This window comes from Thiobacter sp. AK1 (genome assembly GCF_039822265.1).
In the GTDB taxonomy this organism is placed as follows: Bacteria; Pseudomonadota; Gammaproteobacteria; order Burkholderiales; family Thiobacteraceae; genus Thiobacter; species Thiobacter aerophilum.
Genome location: NZ_JBAJEX010000001.1, coordinates 190636 through 209132, shown reverse-complemented (window position 1 = coordinate 209132; position 18497 = coordinate 190636). Strand labels below are relative to the sequence as shown.

General features: G+C 65.2%; 15 protein-coding genes. 9 read left to right on the top strand and 6 right to left on the bottom strand.

The genetic code is table 11. From position 1 onward, the window contains the following. Positions 1 to 74 precede the first annotated feature (74 nt). From V6E02_RS01085 to V6E02_RS01060, 6 genes are all read right to left on the bottom strand, one after another. Positions 75 to 3104 carry a hybrid sensor histidine kinase/response regulator gene (locus V6E02_RS01085; protein WP_347306304.1) on the bottom strand — a complete coding sequence of 1010 codons (3030 nt, stop codon included), beginning with the start codon at positions 3102 to 3104 and terminating at the stop codon, positions 75 to 77. A 38-nt stretch (positions 3105 to 3142) separates the two neighbouring features. Beyond that, entirely contained in the window at positions 3143 to 4189 is a 1047-nt protein-coding gene (locus V6E02_RS01080) for an ABC transporter ATP-binding protein (protein WP_347306302.1), read from the bottom strand. Positions 4190 to 4191: 2 nt separating this feature from the next. Then, positions 4192 to 5760: an ABC transporter permease gene (locus V6E02_RS01075; protein WP_347306300.1), complete on the bottom strand. Its 1569-nt coding sequence runs from the start codon at positions 5758 to 5760 to the stop codon at positions 4192 to 4194. Between the two features lie 108 nt (positions 5761 to 5868). Further along, the gene (locus V6E02_RS01070; protein WP_347306298.1) at positions 5869 to 6864 is read right to left on the bottom strand and encodes a Fe(3+) ABC transporter substrate-binding protein; all 996 of its coding nucleotides are present in this window, start codon (positions 6862 to 6864) and stop codon (positions 5869 to 5871) included. Positions 6865 to 6936: 72 nt separating this feature from the next. After that, the gene (locus tag V6E02_RS01065; protein WP_347306296.1) at positions 6937 to 7644 is read right to left on the bottom strand and encodes a hypothetical protein; all 708 of its coding nucleotides are present in this window, start codon (positions 7642 to 7644) and stop codon (positions 6937 to 6939) included. A gap of 58 nt (positions 7645 to 7702) precedes the next feature. Further along, positions 7703 to 8206: a C40 family peptidase gene (locus V6E02_RS01060; RefSeq protein WP_347306294.1), complete on the bottom strand. Its 504-nt coding sequence runs from the start codon at positions 8204 to 8206 to the stop codon at positions 7703 to 7705. Positions 8207 to 8334: 128 nt separating this feature from the next. On the opposite strand from V6E02_RS01060, the gene V6E02_RS01055 reads away from it, so the two are divergent. From V6E02_RS01055 to yoaA, 9 genes are all read left to right on the top strand, one after another. Continuing rightward, complete coding sequence (locus V6E02_RS01055; RefSeq protein WP_347306292.1) at positions 8335 to 8991, top strand: DUF6781 family protein; 657 nt, start codon at positions 8335 to 8337, stop codon at positions 8989 to 8991. Further along, positions 8991 to 10670, top strand: coding sequence for an ABC1 kinase family protein (locus V6E02_RS01050; protein WP_347306290.1), 1680 nt, complete (start codon positions 8991 to 8993; stop codon positions 10668 to 10670). The genes V6E02_RS01055 and V6E02_RS01050 overlap by 1 nt, the downstream gene beginning before the upstream one ends. 46 nt (positions 10671 to 10716) lie before the next feature. Further along, on the top strand, positions 10717 to 11826 hold the full coding sequence (locus V6E02_RS01045; RefSeq protein WP_347306288.1) for a 4Fe-4S dicluster domain-containing protein: 1110 nt from the start codon (positions 10717 to 10719) through the stop codon (positions 11824 to 11826). Beyond that, positions 11816 to 12652: an FAD/NAD(P)-binding protein gene (locus V6E02_RS01040; RefSeq protein ID WP_347306286.1), complete on the top strand. Its 837-nt coding sequence runs from the start codon at positions 11816 to 11818 to the stop codon at positions 12650 to 12652. The genes V6E02_RS01045 and V6E02_RS01040 overlap by 11 nt, the downstream gene beginning before the upstream one ends. Beyond that, positions 12652 to 13434 carry an NADH-quinone oxidoreductase subunit B family protein gene (locus V6E02_RS01035; protein WP_347306284.1) on the top strand — a complete coding sequence of 261 codons (783 nt, stop codon included), beginning with the start codon at positions 12652 to 12654 and terminating at the stop codon, positions 13432 to 13434. The genes V6E02_RS01040 and V6E02_RS01035 overlap by 1 nt, the downstream gene beginning before the upstream one ends. Beyond that, positions 13418 to 14716, top strand: coding sequence for a Ni/Fe hydrogenase subunit alpha (locus V6E02_RS01030; RefSeq protein ID WP_347306282.1), 1299 nt, complete (start codon positions 13418 to 13420; stop codon positions 14714 to 14716). Before V6E02_RS01035 ends, V6E02_RS01030 begins: the two co-directional genes overlap by 17 nt. Beyond that, entirely contained in the window at positions 14713 to 15174 is a 462-nt protein-coding gene (locus V6E02_RS01025) for a hydrogenase maturation protease (RefSeq protein WP_347306280.1), read from the top strand. Before V6E02_RS01030 ends, V6E02_RS01025 begins: the two co-directional genes overlap by 4 nt. Then, positions 15171 to 15953, top strand: a complete 783-nt coding sequence (locus tag V6E02_RS01020) for a secretin N-terminal domain-containing protein (RefSeq protein WP_347306278.1) — start codon at positions 15171 to 15173, stop codon at positions 15951 to 15953. Before V6E02_RS01025 ends, V6E02_RS01020 begins: the two co-directional genes overlap by 4 nt. 585 nt (positions 15954 to 16538) lie before the next feature. Then, the gene (yoaA, locus tag V6E02_RS01015; protein ID WP_347306276.1) at positions 16539 to 18491 is read left to right on the top strand and encodes a DNA repair helicase YoaA; all 1953 of its coding nucleotides are present in this window, start codon (positions 16539 to 16541) and stop codon (positions 18489 to 18491) included. Positions 18492 to 18497 lie beyond the last annotated feature (6 nt).

Genomic DNA, 18497 nt, shown 5'->3' with positions numbered 1-18497 from the left:
GCGGTGGGAGAGTCCTCGATACCAAAGCGGCATTCACTCCAGGCGCAGCCTGTCTCCTCGTTTCGGCGCCCGTGTCAAGGATGAACCGAGATGTCTTGGTTGGCTTCCACCTGGTTGACCTGGGCCCAGACGCGGATGAACGCCGCTTCCAGTTCTTCCGTCGCAGCACGTACCCGTTCCCACTCCCCGTTGCGAGCCGCCAGCTCCACCGCAGCCGCGAGCCGCTGCATCTCCTGGGCACCCACGTAGGCCGAGGCACCCTTGATCTCGTGGGCCTTGGCGGCGCAGGTTGCTGTGTCTTCCCGTTGCGCCGCGTTCGCCAGTTCCATCAGCGAACCCTGGGTGGTGGACAGGTAGAGCATGATGAGTTCCTGCTCCGCTGTGGCATTGCGTTTCATCATGTGCCGGACCTTGTCCAGGTCAATGGCCGGGCCTGGCGGGTTTTCCTCACTCATGGCGTCTTGCTGGGGTTGCTGCCAGGATGGGATCCAGGCCCGCAGGGTTTGCTCGAGGACCGGCAGGCGCACGGGCTTGACCAGGTAGTCGTCCATCCCTACCGCGGTGCAGCGTGCCTTGGCTTCCGGTCGCGCATCGGCGGACATGGCGACGATGGGGGTGCGCCGCGGCTCGGGCAGGGTGAGTTCCCGGTGGCGAATCTCGATGGTGGCTTCCAGACCATCCAGTTCCGGCATCTGGCAGTCCATGAGCAGGAGGTCGTAGGGAATGCGCGCCATGGCTTGCACAGCCTCCTTGCCGTTGGCCACCACGTCGGCGCGCACCCCCAGCTTGCGCAGCATGTGACTCACCACCTTCTGGTTGACCACGTTGTCCTCCGCGACCAGCACGCGCACCGGCGCGGCATGTTTGGCCGGGGCCGCCGGGACAGGGGCGGGCAGGGCGTAGCCCAAAAGCTCGCCCAGCAGACTCTGCAGGCGGCCGGTGCGCACCGGTTTGGGCAGATGCACGCGTCGTCCCGGTGTGAGCCAGGCACGCCACGCAGGCCTGGGTGCCATGCCCGTGAGCAAGATCTGTTTGAGACCCGCCAGAGCCGGATCCTGATCGAGGGCGTAAAGCAGCTTCTCACCACTTCCCTCCAATAGCTGGACGTCGATCAGGGCGACGCTCAAGGGCGCGCCACGGTGTGCCGCGTGGCTTAACTTGGTGTGGGCGTCCACGCTGGTGAGGGCGACTTCCACTCGCATGCCCCAGTGGGCCAGCTGACGCGCCAGCACCTCTCGCAGGTGAGTGTTGGGCACGGCGAGCAGGACCGGGACGTCACGCAGGGCAGGGGCCGCGTCGGCATTCGTCACGGGACCGGCCGGCTTGACACGTGCGGTGAACCAGAAAGTGCTGCCCATTCCCGGCGTGCTGTGCGCCCCCATGTCGCCACCCATGAGCTGGGCGAGTTGGCGCGAGATGGCAAGCCCAAGTCCGGTGCCGCCATAACGCCGCGTGGTGGAGCCGTCTGCTTGGGAGAACGCCTGGAACAGGCGCTTCATGCCTTCTGGACTGATGCCGATGCCGGCATCGCTCACCTCTATCCGCAGCTCGAGTTCAGTGTCGCTTACCGCTGTGACTCGACCGCGCACCACCACGTCGCCCTGTTGGGAGAACTTGATGGCGTTGTCCACCAGGTTGATCAGGATCTGGCGCAGGCGCGCCGGATCGCCCGATACCTGTGTCGGCAAGTTGGGTGGCAGATCGCAGACAATCTCCAGACCCTTGGCATGGGCGCGCTCGCCGAATAGCTCCAGGGCTTCTTCCACGGTCTCGCGCAGATCGAAGGGAACGATCTCCAGTTCCATACGTCCGGCCTCGATCTTGGCGAAGTCGAGGATGTCGTTGATGATGGTGAGCAAAGCTTCCGACGAGAAGCGAATGGTTTCGGCATAATCCCGCTGTTCTGGATCCAGGTTCGAGTCCAGGAGCAGCCCCACCATGCCGATGATGCCGTTGAGCGGCGTGCGGATTTCGTGGCTGACGTTGGCCACGAATTGGGACTTGATGCGCGAGGCTTCCAAGGCGGCATCATAGGCGGCGCGCAGGCGCGCTTCGCTTTCCTTGCGCTCCGTGATGTCGCGCATGATGGCCTGCACGACCACCTTGTCGTCCAGGGTCATGGCGTGCAGCGCGATTTCCACCGGAAAGACGCGCCCGTCGCGCGTGCGGCCCAGCCATTCGAACTGGCAGTGGCCCTCGCGTATCGCCTTCTCGATTTGGCGCATGCCGTATTCGCCGGAGGGTGTGCCGTCCGCCTGGCTCGCCGGGCCTAGCTCGGCGGGCGTGGTGCGGCAGAAGGCTTCCACGCTGTCGTAGCCGAACATGGTGAGGGTGGCGGGATTGCAGTCGATGAAGCGGCCATCGGCCACCAGGACGATGCCATCGGAGTTGGTGGTGAACAGGGTCTTGTACTTCACCTGCTCGCGCACGATCTGCTGGGTCTGCTGGCTGATGTGCCGCACTACCCAGCCCGAGACGACGATGCCCAGCAGCACCAGGCTGGTTCCAAGGGCGATCATTAACCACACCGTTTGACGGTAGGCCCGGGCGGCCTCCTCGGCGGCCTGCCGGCTTGCCTGACGCTGCAGATCCACCATGGCCTCCAGTTGCGCCACCAGCTGCTGCTGGGAGGGGATGGCGTCTTGCCGCAGGATGCGCAGGGCTGCTTCCTGCTCGTCGTTCATGGCATGCTCGATGCCACTGACCACCTTGGGCTGGGCCACGTTGGCCAGAGTGCGGATGCGTTCCAGCACCGCTTTTTCCTCGCGGCTTAAGGCGAGCCGATCCAGCTTCTGGCGGGCGTTGTTGAACTGGATGCCGTATTCGTAGAAGCGCTGCAAGGCCTCTTCGCGCTCGAAGGGATCGGGGGCGATGACGATGCTGTGCATGGTGATGATGCGCTGACGCAGCGCATCACGCATGGCGGTGGCGAGTTCCACCTTGGCGTTGTTCTCGTTGACGATGCGTTCCAGGTGGTCGTTGATGGAGGCCATCTCGCGCAGGCCGACCACTGCCAGCGACACCATGAGGGCGAGCACCAGCGCGAAGCCGGCGGCGACGCTCAAAGCCATCTTGTGGGAGAACGGGCGGGGTGGTTTCACCATGCGGGACGCTGCGCGCAGGAGGTATGGCAGGCTCGGGATTATAGGCGCTTGAACGCCACCACGTGATCCACGTCGAGACGGATGCCGATTTTTTCCCCCAAGGCGTGATCGTGGTGGCTGGGCACGAGGGAGAGGGCTGTGCCCCCGCTCGGTAGGCGCAGCGTGTAGAGAATGCTGGCGCCGCGAAAGGCCTTGTGCACCACTTCCGCCAGGAGAGGGCTGCTATCGTCGTGCACGATGTCGTCGGGGCGAAGCAAGACGTCCACCGGACAGCCCTTGCTGCATTCGCGAGGAAAGGACCCGTCGAGGATGCCCAGCTCGATTTCGATCTGATGGGAGTTGAGCACCGTGCCCGGCAGGAACACGCCCTGGCCGATGAAGTCGGCCACGAAGCGGTTGGCGGGCTGATGATACAGGCGGTAGGCGCTATCCCATTGCTGAATGCGGCCCTCGTGCATGACCCCGATCTCGTCTGCCATGGCGAAGGCCTCCTGCTGGTCGTGGGTCACCAGGATGGCGGTCATGCCTTCGTGTTTGAGGATCTGGCGCAGTTCCAGGCCGAGCCGCTCGCGCAATTCCACATCCAGGTTGGAGAAGGGCTCGTCCAGAAGCAGCAGTTCGGGCCGGGGCGCTAGCGCCCGCGCCAGCGCCACCCTCTGCTGTTGGCCACCGGAGAGCTCGTGGGGATGGGCCCGGGCGTAGCCTGCCAGGCCCACCAGTTCCAACAGCTCCTTGACGCGCGTGGCGCGGGCGGCGGCCGGCCAGCGGGAAAGACCGAAAGCGATGTTTTTCTCCACGCTCAGATGGGGAAACAGGGCGTAATCCTGGAACACCATGCCCACCTGGCGCCGCTCGGGCGGCAGGGTATGCCCCGGCCGACTCACCACGCTGCCATCAAGGAGGATCTCACCGGCGCTGACTTCTTCGAAGCCGGCAATGAGGCGCAACACCGTGGTCTTGCCGCAGCCGCTGGGGCCAAGCAGGCAGGCGATGCTGCCCGGGGCCAGATGAAAGGACACGCCCTGTACCACTTTCGTTGCGCCGAAGCGCTTTTCCACCTCCTTCAACTCAAGGGCTGCCGCCATGTTCAGCGCTCCGTTTGCCGCGTGAGCAGGATCACGGGCGCGAGCCCCGCTAGCACCAGCGCCACGGCGGGCAGGGCGGCGCGCTCCCATTCGCCCTCCGAAGTCATCTCAAAAATGCGGGTGGCAAGGGTGTCCCACCCGAAGGGACGGGTCATCAGCGTAATGGGCATTTCCTTCATCACGTCCACGAATACCAACAGCGCCGCGGTGAGCACGCCGCCGCGCAGGAGGGGAAGGTGCACCCGTGCCAGCAGCTGGCGTCCCGTGAGACCGAGGCTGCGCGCGGCCTCGTCCATGCTGGGCGTGATGCGCTGCAGGGCTGCCGACACCGGTTCATATGCCACCGCCAGAAAACGCACCAGATAGGCGGAGAGCATGGCCGCAAGCGTGCCCGACAGAAGCGGCGCGGCGTCGCGGGCGAACAGTTCCCGCATCAGGGCCACGTAGGCATGGTCGAACCACGCGATGGGCAGGTAGATGCCGATGGCCAGCACCGCACCCGGCACCGCATAACCCAGGGTGGCGATGCGCACCATCACGTTCATCAGGGTGTCGGGGTGGTGCCGGCGGGCATAAGCCATGAGGAGCGCCACGCCGGCGATCAACAGGCCAGCGCTGCTCGCCAATAATAGCGAGCGGGCGAGGTAGGCCCAGTAACGGCTGTCTAGGTCACGCGCCGCAACTTCCAGCGTCCACACAGCGAGCTGCCCCACCGGCACGACGAAGGCGGCGGCGAGCACCGCCGCGCACATGAGGCTTGCGCCCCAGGCCGCCGCGCCGCGCAACACGATGCGCTCGCGTGCTTGGCTTGCGCGTCCTGTCTGGGTGTAACGCATGCCTGAACGCAGGTGTTGCTCCACGAGCAAAACGACCAGCACGATGAGCATGAGCACGGAGGCGAGCTGGGCCGCTGCGGGCAGGGAAAACAGGCTATACCAGGCCTTGTAAATGCCGGTGGTGAAGGTGTCGTAGTTGAACACGGCCACGGTGCCGAAATCGGCCAAGGTTTCCATGGCCACCAGGGCGACGCCGCCGGCGATCCATGGGCGCGCCATGGGCAGCGCAATGCGCAGGAAACCCTGGCGGCGGCTGAGTCCCAGACTCTGCCCCACTTCGAGGGCGCGCCTTCCTTGGCTCAAGAAGGCATTGCGCGCCAGCAGATAGACGTAGGGGTAGAGGGCGAGGGTGAGGGCGAGGGCCGCGCCACCCCCCGAGCGGATGGGTGGCAGGCGCAAATTCGGCCCGAAGACCTCGCGCAAAAAGGTCTGCACCGGACCCGTGAAATCCAGCAGCCCCACCAGCACGAAGCCCGTGACGTAGGCGGGAAGCGCCAGGGGCAGCATCAGGCTCCAGGCAAATAACCGGCGCCCCGGGAACTCGCACACTGCCGTGAGCCAAGCGAGTCCGGTGCCCAGCACGGCGGTGGCGAGGCTGACGCCCAGGGTGAGCAGGAGCGTGTTGCGCACCAGGCCAACCAGGACGTTCTCTGCCAGATGACGCCAGGTCTCCCGATCTGGGTGCAGCATGGCGGAGGCCACCACCAGCAGGGGAATGGCCATGAACAAGGTCACGCTTGCAGTCAGCAGGCGCCAGGGGCCCGGCGATTTCCGAGGCTGCAAAAAGGCAAAAGCGCCTTGCGGCGCTTTTGCCCCGGAAAGGGTGTCGAGGGACATGCTTGGTTATTTATACCCGGCTCGGTCCATCAATTTTACGGCTGCTGCCTGCAGTTCACCAGCCTTGGCCACGTTGATGGGATTGCGCTTGAACTCGCCCCAGGCGGCCACGATCGGATCCGGTTTGACCGCTGGGTTCACCGGGTATTCCAGGTTCACGTCGGCGAATATGTTTTGGGCCTCCCTGGAGGAGAGCCATTCTAGCAGGCGGATGGCGCCGGCGCGATTCTTAGCGAAGCGCGTGACGCCCGCGCCCGAGATGTTCACGTGCACCCCGGAGCCCCGCTGGTTGGGCCAGAACAGCGCCAGGGGCAGATTGGGGTTCTTTTCCATCAGTCGACCAAAGTAGTAAGTGTTGCCAATGCCCACGTCACATTGGCCAGCCGCCACGGCTTCCATCATCTTGGTATCGTCGGGGAAGGGGTCGGTGGCGAGATTGGCGACCCAACCGCGCACGATTTGCTCCGTCTTCGCTTCACCATGTTCGGCGATCATCATGGCCACCAGAGATTGGTTGTAAACCTTTTTCGAGGTGCGCAGGCACAGGCGCCCCTTCCATTTCGGCTCAGCGAGCGCCTCATAGGTGGAAAGCTCGGATGGCCGCACCCGCTGCGTGTTGTAGACGATGGTGCGGGCGCGCACCGACAGGCCGAACCAGCGCTTGGCCGGGTCGCGCAGGCTGGCCGGGATGTTGCGCTCCAGCACGACCGAATCCACCGGTTGCAACACGCCTTCCTCGGCCGCCTGCCAAAGATTGCCGGCATCCACCGTGAGCAATAGGTCCGCGGGCGTGTTGGCGCCTTCCGCCTTGAGCCGGGCCAAGAGCGGCCCTTCCTTGTCGGTGATGAATTTGACCTGCACCCCGGTGGCACGGGTGTAGGCATCGAACACGGGCTTGATGAGTTGCTCGTTTCGCGCCGAATAGACCACCACTTCCTCCGCGCGGGCGGGAAGGAGGGTGGCAGCGATCAGAGCAAAGGGTAGAAATAGTCGTAAAAACATGGGCTTGACCTCCGGTTAAAGAAAACGTCAAGGCATGTTAACGCAAACGCGAATAATTCGCAAAAGCATGCATCAACCTGGTGGCGTGCCTACTCGGGTGAAGCGGATGAGGGTTTGCAGGCGCCCTTCGAACCAGGTATCGAAGCGCACTTGATGGGCTGTGACCCTTACTTGGAAGCCTTGTTGACTGGCGGGCGTGATGTCGAGAAAGCGCAGGTGCCGGGTACGGAGCCGCACCTCCATGGTCACGTGCATGGGATAGTAGCCATCCAGGAAACGGCGCATGAAGGGCCCGCTATTCACGTGGTAGGTGCCGTCCGCGTTGGGCATGAGCACCTGGCTTTGCAGGCGCAGGCAGATGCGGGCATTGGGTCCAATGTCGCGCAACTGCACCGTCGCGCCTTCCACCCAGGCTTGACCGATGCCTTCCCGGCTCAGGATGACCAGATTTCGCACGCGTTCCGGACGAAACACGATCTGGGTGGCAAAGACCCGGTCCAGATTGCCATGGCATTGCCGCAGCTCTGCCCAGCCGCTTGCGAGCGTGCGGTCGTCCACGGTGAGGATGTTGTGATGGTGATGCACGGGCTTGGCGGGTGGTGTGGCGAGGAATACCAGCTCTCCCGTATTCACCGCGGCGATGCGTGCGCTGGTGTCGTCATTGAACCAGTCCTCGAGTTCCTGCTGGCTCATGTCCTGAGCAAGCGCGGCCAGCGACAGACCCAAGCCCGACACAGCCACGCCCAGAAGACGGGCTAAAGTGCGAAAGGAGCAAGCCATGATTGCTTCCCTCTCATCGAAGGCCGCCTGGCGCAGCCGGCCGACGACGGGCCGGGGTTTATTGCCCGGCGAGATCGATGCGGCGTGCACCGTCGAAACGGCGCGCCCAGTAGGCCTCGCGCAGGCTGGAGATGAGGACCTCGCCGGTACGGCTGCTGGTGGCGTGGATGAACTGCTGGTTGCCGAGATAAATGCCCACGTGGGAAAACGCCCGCCGCAGCGTGTTGAAAAACACCAGATCGCCGGGCTTGAGTTCACTGATGCCGATCTTGCGGCCCAGCTGGGCGATGGCCTGGGCGCTGCGGGGCAGGTCGATACCTGCCACCTCGCGAAAGACGTGACCCACGAAGCCGCTGCAATCGAGCCCGCCTTCCGGATCGCTGCCGCCGTAGCGGTAGGCCGTGCCGTTGAGGCTCAGGGCATAAAGAGTGAGATCCGTGGTGGGGCCTGCCATCAATGCCGGTTCCTGGCTGCGCGATGCCTCCCCTTGAGCCGGCTCGGCCCGGCAGGGGAGGGCGAGGGTGCACAGGATCAGGACGAGGGCATGAGATTTGGCAGCCATGGGCGGATTAAACGGGAGTTTCCGCCCGAAGTCAAAGCCGGCGCGCCCGGACCTGCCCCGGGTTTCCCGGTTGCCTGCTGGCGTTTCCGCTATGATTTGGCCTAATCGCCAGCCAACAGGAGTCCGCTATGAACGCCACGCCCATCTCCATCGAAAGCGTCCGGGAAGAGGCCGCCGCCAGCGCCGAACAGGCCCCGGATCTACGCACCGCGGTGCGCGATCTCACCCTGCGGGCGCTTACGTCGCGCGCCCTGGAGCTGTCCGAATTGCGCGCGGTGCTCGCCGCCGTCACCGAAGGCGTGAGCCTGGGCCTTGCGCGGCGTGGCGGCGAGCTCAAGGCGGCTGCCGCCGATGCCCTGGCCGGCCTCGATGAAGCCGTGCGCAAGTCGGCCGAGGCCACCAAGCTTGCCGCCGAGCAGTTCATTGCCGAAGGCAAGGCCCTCACAGCGGAAGACCTCCGCCCCGTGCTCGAGGATCTGCGCCGGCTAGAAGGGGCGTTGTTGGAGGCGCTGGGGCGCGGCAGCGAGCGCGCCCAGGAGCGGGTGAAGCAGGCGTTCGCCGATCTGCTCACCCACGCGCGCCGGACCGGAACCGACACGGGTCGCATGGTGGCCGAGACCGTGGAAAGCCTCGCTAACCGCGCCGCGCCGATCGTGAAGAACGGGGCGGCGCAGGGCACGGCCGCGGCGGGTGAGGTGGCGCGCAGGCTGGCCCTGGTGGCAAGCGGCATCCTGGCTGGCGTGGCCCAGGCGCTGCAAGACAAGGCAGGCGGGAAGGACCGCTGATGCTGTGGGAGACGATCAGTGTGGTGCGGGATTTTCCCCGGCTGCACGAGATCAGCTCCGTGCTGATTCGCCACGGGCTGGGCGACCTGGTGCGGCGCATGGGCCTGGTCAGCGCCCTCGAGCGCGCGGGCCGCATCCTGCACTGGAAAGAGGAAAGCGAGATCACCCGGCTGGAACCGCCGCAGCGCTTCCGGCGCATGCTGGAGGAATTGGGGCCCACCTACATCAAGCTCGGCCAGGTGCTTGCCACACGCGTGGACCTGCTGCCGCCGGAGTGGATCGCCGAGCTGGAGCGGCTGCAAGACCAGGTGCCGCCGGTGCCCTTCGAGGCGCTGCTGGCTGACATGACGCAGGCGCTCACGCGCCCGCCGCAGGAAGTCTTCGCCCAGATCGATCCCACCCCGCGCGCGGCGGCCTCCATTGCCCAAGTGCACGATGCGTTGCTGCCAGATGGCACGCCGGTGGTGCTCAAGGTTCGCCGCCCGGGCATTGTGCCCAAGGTGGAGGCGGATCTACGCATCATGGGCCACTTGGCGGCGCTGCTGGAGTCGGAGATCCCGGAGTCGCGCCGCTACCAGCCGCGGCGGGTGGTGCAGCAATTCGCCAAATCCTTGCGCCGGGAACTGGATCTCGCCGCCGAGGCGCGTGCGGTGGAACGTTTCGGGGAGATGTTCGCGGACGATCCCACGGTGGTGATTCCGCGCGTGTACTGGGACTACACCAGCGCGGTGATGAACGTACAGGGACGCATCGAGGGCATCCCGGGCAATCGGCTGGATCAGGTGGACGCGGCCGGTCTCGACCGTCGGCTGCTGGCGGTGCGCGGCGCCAACGTGGTGCTGAAGATGATTCTGATCCATGGCTATTTCCATGCCGATCCTCATCCTGGCAATGTATTCTACCTACCGGGGCATCGCCTGGGGCTGATCGATTTCGGCATGACCGGCATGCTCACCACCGAGCGGCGCAACCAGATCACGGATCTGCTGCTGGCCCTTTTGCGCAAGGACGAGCGCGCGCTCTTGGAAGTGATCCTGGAATGGAGCGGGGACGGGCCGGTGGACGAGGCGCGCCTGGCTTCGGATCTGATCGAATTCGTGTTCAACTATTCCAGCGTGCAGCTGCGCGACATCAGCATGGGACGGCTGCTATCGGAGCTTACCGTCATCATGCGAGAACACCATCTGGTGCTGCCGCCGGATCTCACCCTGCTATTCAAGGCCCTCATCACCCTGGAAGGTCTGGGCCGCCAGCTGGATCCCCAATTCGACATGGGGGAACACGTGGAACCCTTCATGACCCAGGTGCTGCCCCTGCGCTACTCGCCGCAGGCATTGGCCAAGCGAGCGGAGCGTGGTGTGGCCGAGATGGCGAGCGTGCTGATGGGGCTGCCCCGGGATCTTTCGCGTTTCTTCAAGGAACTGCGCAAGGGACGCGCCCATATCGACCTGGATCTCAAGCGGCTCGAGCGCTTCGGCAACCAGATCGATCGCAGTGCCAGCCGGCTTACCCTGGGCATTCTTACCGCCAGCCTCATCATCGGCTCCTCCATCGTCATGACCATCCAGGGCGGGCCGAAGATCTTCGGCATGCCGGTGCTGGGTTTTTTTGGTTTCCTGCTGGCGGTGATGAACAGCATCTGGTTGGTGTTTTCCATCTGGCGCTCCGGACGGGACTGAAGGGCGGCTATGTCATCGGCGAGTCAGATGGGTGGATGAGGTAAACATGAATGACGTGTCGTTCCTGCCCCACGCCCGTCTCGATGATCTGATCCAACTTTTGCTGACCCAGGGCTTCCGCGTGATCGGTCCTCGGGTGCGTGCGGGCGTCATCGCCTACGATACGATCGATGCTGCGACACAGCTCCCTTGGGGCTGGCGGGATGCTCAAGCGCCTGGTCGTTACCGTCTCGAGCAGACGGCTGGGAGTCGCTGCTTTGCCTGGGCCAACGGTGCGCAGGCCATCAAGCCTTTTCTGTTTGCGCCACGCGAGCCTTTGTGGCAGGCACGCCGGGCAGCGGGCTGTTTCGAGGTACAAGAGCTTGTGCCGCCGCCGCGTCCGCTCGCCTTCTTGGGGGTGCGTGCCTGCGATCTGGCGGCATTGGCCATCCACGACCGTCATTTTTTGGGGGGCCTTCACCCCGACCCCTATTACGCCGCGCGCGGCGAGGAAATGCTACTCATCGCCGTCAACTGCACCCATCCCGCCGACACCTGTTTCTGCGCCGCCACTGGCGATGGGCCGCAGGCTGCGGCGGGATTCGATCTTGCCCTGACGGAACTCGACGATGGCTTCGTTGCCCAGGCCGGCAGCCAGGAAGGACGGGAGCTAATGCAGGCCCTCGTACTCGCCCCCGCCACGCCGGAACAACGGGCTGCCGCCAGCCAGGCAATCGGGCTGGCCGCGGCCGCGCAAACCAGGCGCCTGCCGGCGCCGGAGCGTTTGCGCCGCCTCTACCAGCGGCTGGATCATTCCCGGTGGGAAGACGTTGGGGCACGGTGTCTTTCCTGCGGCAATTGCACCCAGGTCTGTCCCACCTGTTTCTGCCATCGAGAGCAAGACGTGCCTGCGCTTGAAGGCGAGGCGACGGTGCACGAACGGCAATGGGATTCCTGCTTCAGCGCGGGACATGCTTGGCTGCATGGATACCAGGTCCGCCCCGAAATTCGTCAGCGCTACCGCCAGTGGCTCACCCATAAGCTTGCCGGTTGGCAGGCGCAATTCGGGCGCAGCGGTTGTGTGGGCTGTGGCCGTTGCATCAGCTGGTGCCCCGTGGGCATCGATCTCACCGAGGAGGTCGAAGTCCTGCTTGCGGAGGCAGCCGATGGCGCTTAACCCCTACCTGCCCCAGCCAGCGCGCATCCTTAAGCGGCGGCAGGAGTCCGATACCGTCTTCACCTTGCGTCTGCGTTTCGAGGATGTTGGCCTGCGCGCTCGCTATCGTTTCGCGCCGGGACAGTTCAACATGGTGTATCTGCTGGGCGTGGGCGAGGTGCCCATTTCCATCGTCTCGGATCCGGAGCTCGATGGCGTGTTCGACCACACCATCCGCTGTGTGGGGCGCGTCACGGAGGGGTTGGCCAGTCTGCATGAGGGCGAGTGTGTCGGCATCCGCGGTCCCTACGGACGGGGCTGGCCGCTTAGTGAGGCGCAAGGGCGGGATCTGCTGGTCATCACCGGGGGCTTGGGCTGCGCGCCGGTGGTGTCCGTCATCCATTACGCGATCCGCCACCGGCGTCGCTTCGGCAAGCTCACCATCATTCAGGGCGTCAAGCACAGCGATGACATGATCTACCGCGACCAGTACCAGGCCTGGTCCCAGGTGCCCAACACCGAGGTGCACGTGGCGGCCAACGCGGTGCGTGGCGCCTGGCCCTGGCACGTGGGGCCGGTGACCGAACTCATCGCTCAGGCCGAACCCGATCCCGAGCGCACCGTTGTCATGATGTGCGGCCCGGAAGGCATGATGCTGGCGGCGGCCCGCATGCTGATGGACAAGGGGCTGCCCGACACGGCGCTGTTTCTATCCCTCGAACGCAACATGCAATGCGGCATCGGCCATTGCGGGCATTGCCAGATTGGTGGCCAGTTCGTCTGTCGCGATGGCCCGGTCTTCAACTTCGCCCAAGTTCGCTCTTGGTTCGGTGTGCGGGGCTTCTGATGGAAAAGCCACGCGTCGCAGTACACAAGTTTGCCTCTTGTGACGGATGCCAGCTTGCCTTGCTCAACGCCGGCGAAGCGCTACTCGCACTCGCCACGCGGGTACGCTTCGTGCACTTTGCCGAGGCCGGTATCGTGGACCCCGAGGCCGAGGCCGACATCGCCTTGGTGGAAGGCAGCATCACGACTGCGCACGATGCGACACGCATTTGTGACGTGCGGGCGCGCAGCCGCTATCTGGTGAGCCTAGGAGCCTGTGCCACCGCAGGTGGCATCCAGGCGCTACGCAACGGGCGTATGCGTCAAGGCGACTGGCTGGCGGCGGTGTATGCCCGGCCCGAGATGCTTGACGCACTGGACACCTCTACGCCCATTGCCGAGCACGTGAAGGTGGATCTGGAACTGCCCGGCTGTCCGGTGAGTCCACGCCAGGTGATGGCGGCCCTGGCTGATCTGCTGCTGGGTGTGCGGCCACGCAGGGAGCCAGACTCCGTGTGTCTCGAATGCAAGCGAGCGGGGCAGATCTGCGTGTTGGTGGCAAAGGGTGAGCCGTGCCTGGGGCCCGTCACCCATGGTGGCTGTGGGGCGCTGTGCCCTGCCCATCAACGCGCCTGCTATGGCTGTTTCGGGCCCGCTGAACAGGTCAACGGCGCCGCGCTCGTTGCGCGCTTCCAGGAATTGGGTTTGCGCGCCGAGGAGGCCCGTCAACGTTTCCTGTTCATCGCTGCCGGGGCGCAAGCCTTCCGGCGCGCGGCAGGGGAGGACCATGACGCAACGCCGTGAGATCCGCATCGACGTGCCCGTGCTTTCGCGCGTGGAAGGCGAGGGCGCGCTCGAGCTATTCATCCGCGATGGGCACATCGAGCGACTGCAGCTCAATATCTACGAGCCGCCGCGGCTCTTCGAGAAGCTGCTCGAGGGGCGTAGCTTCGAGGAGGTGCCGGATGCGGTGGCGCGCATCTGCGGGATCTGCCCCGTGGCCTATCAGATGAGCGCGGTGCGGGCCATCGAGTCGGCCTTTGGCGTGCGCGTCACGCCCTGGGTAGAAGCCATGCGGCGCCTGTTCTACTGTGGAGAATGGATCGAATCCCATGCCTTGCACATCCATTTGCTGGCGGCGCCTGACTTCTTCGGCTGCGACAGCGTGGTCGCCCTCGCCGAGAAGGCGCCGGAGGCAGTGCGGCGTGGCTTGCGCTTGCAGGCGTTGGGAAACGACATCATCCGCTTCCTGGGCGGGCGTTCCGTTCATCCGGTAGGCGCGCGCGTGGGCGGTTTTCACCACAGCCCCACCCATGCCGAGGCGTCGCATCTGCGCGAGCGGCTACTGGCCGCGCTCCCCGAGGCGGAGGCGCTGGTGGCGTGGTGTGCCGCCTGGCCCCTGCCCGCGGACGATCAAGATTTCGAATGTGTGAGCTTAAGCGAGCCCGGGCGTTACCCCATGATGGGGGATCGCATCGTCTCCGATCGGGGACTGGACATCCCCATCGCCGATTTTCCCCACGTGTTCGAGGAGCGGCAGGTGCCCCATTCCACGGCCCTGCACTGTCTGCTGCGTGGGCGGCCTTATCTGGTGGGGCCGCTCGCGCGCCTGAACTGTCATTTTGCGCAGTTGCCGGAGGTGGTGCGCGAACGCGCACAGGCCACGGGCATTACTTGGCCTTCGCGCAACATGTACCACAGCGTGGTGGCGCGGGCAGTGGAAATCCTGTTTGCCTTAAGCGAGGCCGTCGATCTGCTCGACCGTTACCAGGAGACCGACCAGCCGGCTGTCGCGATGACCCCCCGGGCGGCGCAAGGCTTTGGTGCCAGCGAGGCACCGCGGGGACTGCTTTGGCACCACTATGCGTTCGACGCGCGCGGCTGCGTGAGCTCGGCGCGCATCGTGCCGCCCACCAGCCAGAACCAGGCGCGCATCGAGGCGGATCTCGCCGCCAACCTCGGTGCCTTCGGGCTGGACCGCGACGAGGCGGCTTTGCGCCTGCGCGCGGAGCAGGTGATCCGCAACTATGATCCGTGCATTTCCTGTGCCACCCATTTCCTACGCCTGAGGCTGGAACGCACATGAAGCGTGCGGTGCTATGCGTGGGTTCACCCTTTGGTGACGATGCGCTGGGCATGGCCGCCGCGCCCCTCATCGCAGCCCGGCTGGCGCCCCTGGGGATTCCCGTGTGGACGCTGGACCGGCCGGGCGCGCGTCTGGTGCAGGCCCTGGAAGGACTGGACGAGGCGATCCTGGTGGATGCGGTGGTGAGCGGCGCGCCGGTCGGCACCCTGCACCGGTTGGAAGAGGAGGCGGTGCTGCGGCAATTGGCCCGGCACACGTCCACCCATGGCTTTGGATTGGCGGACGCGCTTGCCTTGAGCCGTCGGCTCGGCAACGGGCCGCGTCGTTTCATCCTGTACGGACTGGAAATCATCCACCCGCGGCAGGCATTCGGCCTCGACGCCCATCTCGCAGCGGCGTTGCCGGTGCTGGTGGAGGCGGTGTGCGCGGAATGTGAGGGGCAAGGAGACGGAACATGAAGATATGGTTGAAGGCTGCGCTACTTTTCATCATTTCGGCTGCCGCCTGGGCGGAGGCGCGGCTGGAGGTGATCCCCCTGCAATGGCGTAGCGCCGAACAAGTGATTCCTGTGATTCAGTCGTTGGTGGGGCCGGATGGCGTGGTGACGGGCATGCAAAACAAGCTGATCGTACGCACCACGCCGGAGCGGCTGGCCCAGATCCGCCAGTTGCTGGCCAGCCTCGACAGCGCGCCGCGGCGGCTGATGATCAGCGTGCGCATGGGAGGCAGCGCAACCGGCGAAGACATGGGCGCTGCCGTAGCTGGTGAGATCGGGCCGGCTCAAGGCGTGAAGGCGCAGGTCTGGTCCAATCGCGCGCAGGGCGAGCGCCAGGACGAGCAACGCCTGCAAGTCTTGGAAGGCAATTCCGCCTTCATTCGCACCGGTACAGCGGTGCCTTTTCGCCGCCAGGTGGTGACGCGGGACGCCTGGGGTCGCACGGTGGTCCAGGAAACCACCGATTACCGTGACGTGGACACGGGCTTTGAGGTGGTGCCCCGGTTGGCGGGCGATCGCGTGTTCCTGGACATCCATCCCAGACGCAGTCGACTTGTGGACGACCGGAGCGTGGCAGTGGAAGCGGCCGCCACCACGGTCTCCGGACGGTTGGGCGAATGGATCGAGCTGGGCGGGGTGAACGTCACGTCGGAGGGGGATGCCGGGGGCATCGCCTACAGCACCCGTGGCCGGGATGCGCTTGCCTTTAGCATGCGCGTCAAGGTGGAGCTATTGCCCTGAGCTGCGCCGGGGCGGCGCTGGCCGGCCGAGACTGGGCCTCGGGCGTGCTCGGCAAGGCCACGGTGGCTTTCGTCGGAGGCTTCCTCCCCAATGCGCAAGGGTTGAGCGAGAAAGCGCTTCCGGCAGGCAGCCTGACATTCGCCGGCGGGGCGGTTGCGCAAGCCGCCGCCAAGGAGGCGGTGAACAATCGGCGACTTCACCGCGACCAACGGAAACTTGCCGCGAGGCTCGCAGCGGCCAGCGTGGTGCCTCGCAAGCGAGCATCCGGGAAAATGGCCAAATATTCTCGATTCTCGCCTTCGTGAGAATGACGGTGCCATGCGTGGCCTGTCACTTGGTTTTGCAAGTGTCGATAGCGTTGTATTAGGCGTTTTGCTGAGCCTATTGAGCGTTACGTAAGTCGTTGACAGGCTGCGTAAGTCAAACGTCATTCCCGCGAAAGCGGGAATCCAGGGTATTTCTCACCATGTTCCTGGGTCCCCGCTTTCGCGGGGACGACACAAAGGTGTCACCTATTTACGTAATGCTCAATAGCCAAGCCAGATCGGCCTTCCTGGTTCGGCGCGTGTTAGCATTTCCAGCGCCATGCCCGATCCAGCTGAATTTTTCGCTGCCAATGGTCCTCTCGCGCGGACCATTCCGGGTTTTCGGCCCCGTCCCCAGCAGGTGGCCATGGCGCGTCTGGTCGCCGAGGCCATTGGCTCTTGTGCGCAGCTCGTGGTGGAGGCGGGCACGGGGACCGGCAAGACCCTGGCCTATCTGGTTCCTGCTCTCACTGCGGGAGGCAAGGTCATCATTTCCACTGGCACCAAAACTCTGCAGGACCAGCTTTTTCTGCGGGACATTCCCGCGGTGCGGGCGGCGCTGGGCCTGCCGGTGACGGTGGCCATGCTGAAAGGGCGCGCCAATTACGTCTGCCACTACCACCTGGAGCGGGCCTGCGCGGAAGGACGCTTTTTCGACCGGCGCGATGCCAGGCTTTTGCCGCACGTGGAGCGATTTGCGCGTACGTCGGACAGCGGCGACAAGGCAGCCTGTAGTAGCGTGCCGGAGAGCGCCACGGTGTGGAACTACGTCACGTCCACACGCGACAACTGCCTGGGCAGCGAGTGCCCCTACTATCGCGAATGCTTCGTGATGGAAGCGCGCCGTCGCGCGCTGGCGGCGGATGTGGTGGTGGTGAACCATCATCTGTTTTGCGCCGATCTCGCCCTGCGCGAAGGGGGGGTGGCGGAGCTTTTGCCTGCGGCCAACACGGTGATCCTGGACGAGGCGCACCAGCTGCCGGAGATCGCCAGCTTGTTTTTTGGTAGCAGCATCACCGCGGGTCAGTTGCTGGAGCTTGCCCGCGACAGCCGCAGCGAGGCGCTCGCCCATGCGCGCGATGCCACCAGCCTACCGGAGGCGGCGCAGGCCCTGGAGAAGGCGGTGCGCGAAGTACGTCTGACTCTGCCGCGAGAAAGTTGGCGTGCGCCGCTGGAACGGGCGCTCGCCAAGGACGGTTTCGAAGCGGCGCTCGATGCGCTTGCCGCACGTCTTTGCGAGCTGGAAGAGGCGCTCGCTGCCCAGGCGGAGCGCGCGCCGGGCCTTGAAAACTGCCGACTGCGGACACAGACTTTGGCTCAGGGTTTGCGCCAGTGGCGGACGCACTCGGCAGGGGAAGTGGTGCGTTGGGTGGAAGCTTCCCCACACGGCTTTCAGCTCAACGGCACGCCATTGTCGGTGGCGGATACCCTGCGCAGCCACATCGAGGGTCAAGCCCGGGCCTGGATCTTCACCTCCGCCACGCTGGCGGTGAAGGGGGATTTTTCCCATTACCAGCGCACCATGGGGCTCGAGGCGGCCCGCACGGCGGCTTTCGACAGCCCCTTCGATTACGCCAGCCAGGCGCTGCTCTACGTTCCACAGGGCCTACCTGAGCCGAATCGCGGTGATTACACCCAGGCGGTGGTGGAAGCCGCCCTGCCCATCCTGCGCGCCGCCGGTGGTCGTGCCTTTCTGCTGTTTACCACCCTGAAGGCGATGACCGAGGCCCATGGGCTACTCGAGCAGGCCTTCGCCCGCGAGGGGTTGGATTTCCCGCTGCTGCTCCAGGGCGAAGGTACGCGCACGGCATTATTGGAACGCTTCCGCCGGCTCGGCAATGCTGTGCTGGTGGCTTCGCAAAGCTTTTGGGAAGGCGTGGATGTGCCGGGCGCGGCGCTATCGGTAGTCGTCATCGATCGCCTGCCCTTCGCACCGCCGGACGACCCGGTGCTCGCGGCGCGCATCGAACGGCTGAACCGGGAGGGGTGCAATGCCTTCATGGAATACCAGCTCCCCCATGCCGTGATCACTCTCAAGCAAGGGGCAGGACGCCTCATTCGGTCTGAGACCGACCGTGGTGTGCTCATGATCTGCGACCCACGGCTGATCGACAAAGCATACGGACGCCGCATTTGGCAAAGCCTACCGCCCATGCGCCGCACCCGCGAGCAGCGAGAGGCGGAACGCTTCTTCGAGGAGGCCCCGCGGCAGGCGCGGCTCGGGGGCGCATGATGCGGG

Coding starts and splice junctions, on each gene's coding strand:
- V6E02_RS01085 (WP_347306304.1), bottom strand. CDS start 3,104: ATGGTGAAACCACCCCGCCCGTTCTCCCACAAGATGGCTTTGAGCGTC.
- V6E02_RS01080 (WP_347306302.1), bottom strand. CDS start 4,189: ATGGCGGCAGCCCTTGAGTTGAAGGAGGTGGAAAAGCGCTTCGGCGCA.
- V6E02_RS01070 (WP_347306298.1), bottom strand. CDS start 6,864: ATGTTTTTACGACTATTTCTACCCTTTGCTCTGATCGCTGCCACCCTC.
- V6E02_RS01065 (WP_347306296.1), bottom strand. CDS start 7,644: ATGGCTTGCTCCTTTCGCACTTTAGCCCGTCTTCTGGGCGTGGCTGTG.
- V6E02_RS01060 (WP_347306294.1), bottom strand. CDS start 8,206: ATGGCTGCCAAATCTCATGCCCTCGTCCTGATCCTGTGCACCCTCGCC.
- V6E02_RS01055 (WP_347306292.1), top strand. CDS start 8,335: ATGAACGCCACGCCCATCTCCATCGAAAGCGTCCGGGAAGAGGCCGCC.
- V6E02_RS01050 (WP_347306290.1), top strand. CDS start 8,991: ATGCTGTGGGAGACGATCAGTGTGGTGCGGGATTTTCCCCGGCTGCAC.
- V6E02_RS01045 (WP_347306288.1), top strand. CDS start 10,717: ATGAATGACGTGTCGTTCCTGCCCCACGCCCGTCTCGATGATCTGATC.
- V6E02_RS01040 (WP_347306286.1), top strand. CDS start 11,816: ATGGCGCTTAACCCCTACCTGCCCCAGCCAGCGCGCATCCTTAAGCGG.
- V6E02_RS01035 (WP_347306284.1), top strand. CDS start 12,652: ATGGAAAAGCCACGCGTCGCAGTACACAAGTTTGCCTCTTGTGACGGA.
- V6E02_RS01030 (WP_347306282.1), top strand. CDS start 13,418: ATGACGCAACGCCGTGAGATCCGCATCGACGTGCCCGTGCTTTCGCGC.
- V6E02_RS01025 (WP_347306280.1), top strand. CDS start 14,713: ATGAAGCGTGCGGTGCTATGCGTGGGTTCACCCTTTGGTGACGATGCG.
- V6E02_RS01020 (WP_347306278.1), top strand. CDS start 15,171: ATGAAGATATGGTTGAAGGCTGCGCTACTTTTCATCATTTCGGCTGCC.
- yoaA (WP_347306276.1), top strand. CDS start 16,539: ATGCCCGATCCAGCTGAATTTTTCGCTGCCAATGGTCCTCTCGCGCGG.